Source organism: Aquibacillus salsiterrae, assembly GCF_028416595.1.
Lineage (GTDB): Bacteria > Bacillota > Bacilli > Bacillales > Amphibacillaceae > Aquibacillus_A > Aquibacillus_A salsiterrae.
Genome location: NZ_JAMQKC010000053.1, coordinates 1 through 2,438, shown reverse-complemented (window position 1 = coordinate 2,438; position 2,438 = coordinate 1). Strand labels below are relative to the sequence as shown.

At 45.5% G+C, this 2,438-nt stretch carries 2 protein-coding genes; both read right to left on the bottom strand.

What is annotated here, in order from left to right:
* Positions 1 to 75 precede the first annotated feature (75 nt).
* On the bottom strand, positions 76 to 1,506 hold the full coding sequence (gene tnpC, locus NC799_RS18180; RefSeq protein ID WP_272447846.1) for an IS66 family transposase: 1,431 nt from the start codon (positions 1,504 to 1,506) through the stop codon (positions 76 to 78).
* Positions 1,496 to 2,209, bottom strand: a complete 714-nt coding sequence (locus NC799_RS18175) for a Druantia anti-phage system protein DruA (protein WP_272447845.1) — start codon at positions 2,207 to 2,209, stop codon at positions 1,496 to 1,498. Before NC799_RS18175 ends, tnpC begins: the two co-directional genes overlap by 11 nt.
* Positions 2,210 to 2,438 lie beyond the last annotated feature (229 nt).

The following is a 2,438-nucleotide window of genomic DNA, read 5'->3' as shown; positions in this document are numbered from 1 at the left end:
AAGGTAACTATTCAGGTACTCAGAAAAAACGCATGGCAAAAAGGGGTGCGGAGCACCCCTGAAAAATAATTGTAATTAGAGAGGTAAGAAAGGCTTTCCCTCTAGTGCTGCTTCGATCCCCTTCATGACGGAGAGGGAGTGCTTCTTGATTGTGGAGATGAACCCACGAATCCGACAGAATGTCTTTGCCCCTTGTTCACTACGAAAAGTACCTGATATTTTTTGCTGCACTTTCGTCATGCGGACATCTCGTTCAGCCTTGTTGTTATCGAAGGGGATTCGGAAATCGCACATAAACGACAGGACTTCTAGGCGATGTGTCTGTAAGCGATCTAATAGGTTTTTGGCTTTACTTTGTTTCACTCTCCCTCTCTTTTTAGGGGTCACCTGCTCAGGAGGATTCAGTCCCGCCTCTTCGACAAGTCCAACTTTAATGATCTGATCATATCGCCTAGAAAACACGGCGATCTCATCAGCATCTAATGTTTCCGTAGTCCCTCTTTTGTTGTCAACGGATTGTTTAATCTCCAGTATGAGGTCGATCATCTCTTTAGCCCATTTCTGGTTCCCTTGTTCATAGACAAATGTTAATTCACGCAAATGGTGCGCATTGCATAGAGCGTGATGACAGGAATAGCCCCAATACGGCTTCCAAGCATCATGGACGGCGGTACCAGAGAATGTAGGCAGAATGGATGCTTCATCCATTCCAATCCTCCCTCGTTTCTCATGTACCGTGTAATGTGTATACTGGTCGGTGCTGGCGACATGGAGCCAATGATTCTTTCCTTTAACCCGCATGCTTGTCTCATCAAAATGGACGACATCGTTCTCTTCGATACGTTCGATGATGTCAGCTTCGATGGTTTCCAACTGATTATAAAGGTGATGGTTGGCACTGACACAAGTCGCCTGCCCGAGCCCATGACCAAACATGTCATGGAAGAGTTCTTGAATGCGGTCATAGGGAAGAAGCTGATACTGATTAAGATAAATCGTCATGGATTTGACGCGGGCTCCATACTGAACGGGGGCAGTAACTTCTTCAGGAAAGGATGCTTTATTTACACTACCACAAGCAGAACAACACTTGATTTCGGCTTGATGTTCTGTGACTTCCATCTTCAACGGAGGAATGTCCCAAACTTGTCGTCGCTCGCTGCGTATGACGGGAGAATCCATAAGACCCTGACCACAGGTACACGTATTTAGTTGGTGTACCACCACATGGTCAGGCTTATCTGTCATGGAAAGAGTATGGCCAGGATGACCTTTCTGTCCGCCAACGGACCGTTTTCCTTTTTCGCGCAGGCTTTTAGGATTTGGTTTTTTAAACCCATCAGAGGAAGGGGGCTTACTGGAATTGCGACTGTTTTTATTCAGTTGGTCTTCAAGCGTCTTGACGCGTGCTTCCAGCCTTTGAACGTTTTCCTCTAAATGGGCAATTAGTGCGACGATACTCTCTGGATCTTCTTGGCAGGCTTTTAAGATTTGTTCACGTTTCATGACTTAGCTCCTCTTTGAATTTAAGGGTCAGGGGGTATAGATAAATGTTTTTGATCGGCACGTGTAATGTACTATAGGTATCGTTTCGACTCCGCCCTTGTGTTTGACCTACGTGTATCCAGTTGGCCGCTCGGTAACACGTGCCTTGAAAACGATTTTGTTCAACAAATGTTTCAAGCAAATAGATAGGGTGCCCATATTTTTGTAGCCAGTCATCACTTAGTCGTTTAGCTATGTTGGCGAGTGAATGACTGGCTAAATGAGGGACCCTGACCCAAGGCAAGATTAAAAATCTCATATTGTTGGTCATAAGATGTAATCCCTTTTGGCGCGTTGTAGAATCCCACCCGATCCATTCATCACGTGGAGCAATTCTCCATGCGGCTGATCCAAAAAGGAGACAGGCGAGTGGGCGTTGTTGGTTATCGTACACCATGTATTTCATGTTCTCGCCTACCGTCCCGTTGAAACCGAGGTAATGGTACTCCTCTAGCAGATGTTTAAATAATCTTGAGGATTCGGCGCTTTGGATGGCTTCAACCCGAAGGGGAACCAGTTCTCTTAATGAACAGATAATTTCAGTTGTAGAATGGGCGACGGGCGTACGCTTCTTAATTACGTTCCCCACGCCAACCGTGCGCGCTGCTGGCAACCGAAGGTAACCAAGCCGTTCTAATTTAAGAAGCATCGTACGACAAGCCATGTCTTTGAGTTGCCCCTTTGCATTAACCCAGTTCCATTTGGTACAAATCTCACGTGAGAGTCGAGTTCGGTGCCAATCAGGGTGATCACTGATAAGGGTGTCAATCCAACGGATATCTTCTGAGGTAAGGTTTCGTCCTTGTATTTTCATGGGTTAAGTATACAAAAAAATTCCCACTGAGTCCAGTGGGAATTTTAGAAATATATTGGGTACCTGAATAGTTACAAAA

What these genes read in the sequence shown, in the direction of transcription:
- tnpC (WP_272447846.1), bottom strand. Translation starts at nt 1,506, where the DNA reads ATGAAACGTGAACAAATCTTAAAAGCCTGCCAAGAAGATCCAGAGAGT.
- NC799_RS18175 (WP_272447845.1), bottom strand. Translation starts at nt 2,209, where the DNA reads ATGGCTTGTCGTACGATGCTTCTTAAATTAGAACGGCTTGGTTACCTT.